Annotated in this window: 1 protein-coding gene; it reads right to left on the reverse strand. The window is 46.4% G+C overall.

Annotated elements, in window-relative coordinates; genetic code table 11:
- Positions 1 to 1,651: retention module-containing protein (locus J3L11_RS17915; RefSeq protein ID WP_207571858.1), on the reverse strand; the 1,651-nt coding region annotated here is incomplete at its 3' end.
- Positions 1,652 to 1,904 lie beyond the last annotated feature (253 nt).

Consider the following 1,904-nt stretch of genomic DNA (forward strand, 5'->3'; position numbering starts at 1 on the left):
CCACGGTATCGGCGCCGTTGTTGGTGGTACCCACCCCAGTGATAACGTTACCACTGGCGCTGTTGTCGGCCGCGGCAATGCTGTCAGTATCAGCGACGGCAGTTGGGACATCATCGACAATGTTAATATCTAATGAGCCGGTTTCATTACTGCCGTCTACATCGGTGACTATTACAGCTAAACTTTCGTTATATCCGTTACCGTCGGCTCCAGCCTCACTATCGTTATCTACGGGGCTATTTAGCGTGTAGCTGTAACTTACTTGCCCACCGGCTTCAGATCCCGTAAATCCATTAAGAGTCAATGTGCCATGCGCTGTATTGATACTGAATGGTGTGGCATTAAATGTTTGCAATTGCGCGAGGTTGAATGTTACCCCCCCGACGGTTAATGTTTGCAGACCATCAGCACTGGTGAAGCTAAAGTTACCCTCTTGGGTCAGTAAGCTACTATCGGGATTGGATCCTGAAGCCAGATTTGCCTCATTCACGATTTGGTCGGTACCTGACAGTCCAAGCAAGCTAACGCCGTTGTCGGTACCTGTAATGGTGATAGTTAAAGTGCTGGTCAGTGACTCAGTGCCATCAGTGGCGGTGTAGGTAAAGACCGTGTTGGCCGTTTCTCCAGCTCCTAGCGCTTGAGAAGCTGCGCCAGTGGCGGCAAAGCTGTAGCTGCCATCGCTGTTGATGGTCAATGTGCCGTAGTCGTTAGTGAGTACGGTGGACGTACCACTGGTCACGGCAGTGGTGGTGCCACTTGTACCGTTCAGAATCCCCGTGACACTCAGTGTGTCGCCATCCACATCGGTATCGTTGCTCAGGACACCGTTAGCGGCATCAACGGTCAGGGTAGCGTCCTCGTTTACCACACCAACATCAGGCGCTAACTCTGGCGCATCATTTACTGGTGTTACTGTAATTGTCAGTGTGGCGGAATCACCTGCGTTAGTCGTATATGTAATTACTGGAACTGTCCCATTCCAGTTAGCATCTGGAGTGAAGGTATAGCTGCCGTCACTGTTTAGTACCAGGGTGCCATGCTCCAGTTCGGCAGTGTCGCCAGCATTGAAATTATTGCCTTCAACTGCAAAACCTGTAACAGATAAAATATCAGCAGAGTAGGAGTCATTACTAAGTACATTACCCGTTGCAATACTATCTTCTTCGATAGTATTTACATCATCAATAGCATCACTGGTGACATTATAGTAAGGGATTATCGGGGTGTCGGCTGTAGTGGTGCCGGCAACAGTAAAAGTAGCCGTGTCATATCCAGAACTGGCCAGTACTTCACTACCATCGCGAGTAACGGCAACGTAGCCTGAATCACCGCCCCCAGATATTTGATTGCCTGCAGCGGTTTCTGGCAGATTGGCAGTAGGATCTTCTCCGGCAGCAATTAAATTCTGTAGTTGCTGAATTTCGGCATCAGTGGCAGCAGTTTCTCCTTGCTGCTGATCCCCTCCAACGGTGACATTGTTACCATCAGCCTGAACCAGATTGGCACTGGCATTATCACTTAAGATCAATTCAGCGCCTTTGGGGATGAATTCACCTTCTTTAACTAGGTGTTGTTCGCCGTTAATCACAACAGCTATTTGTCCATTCAAGTTCTTGATTTGACTGTCTTGTTGGGTAATTACGGTATTCATACTATCCACTGCCCCGCTGCAGGCCGTCCGTGGTGGCCTACTTGAATTGATAATAATTTGTTAGAGATGCCTTTAAATTTTAGGACGTCTTTCACAGTTTTAAGCAAATGTTAGGTTATTAATTACCCGATGTCAATTTATTGACACATAAAAAAATCATTGTAAAACAGGATGATAAATAATCTATTGTGTATTTTTTATGAACATGTCAGAGAATGATATTTTTATTATAAAGATCTTCAAAATTAGATAT

This window comes from Shewanella sp. 4t3-1-2LB (assembly GCF_017368415.1).
Taxonomy (GTDB): Bacteria; Pseudomonadota; Gammaproteobacteria; order Enterobacterales; family Shewanellaceae; genus Shewanella; species Shewanella fodinae.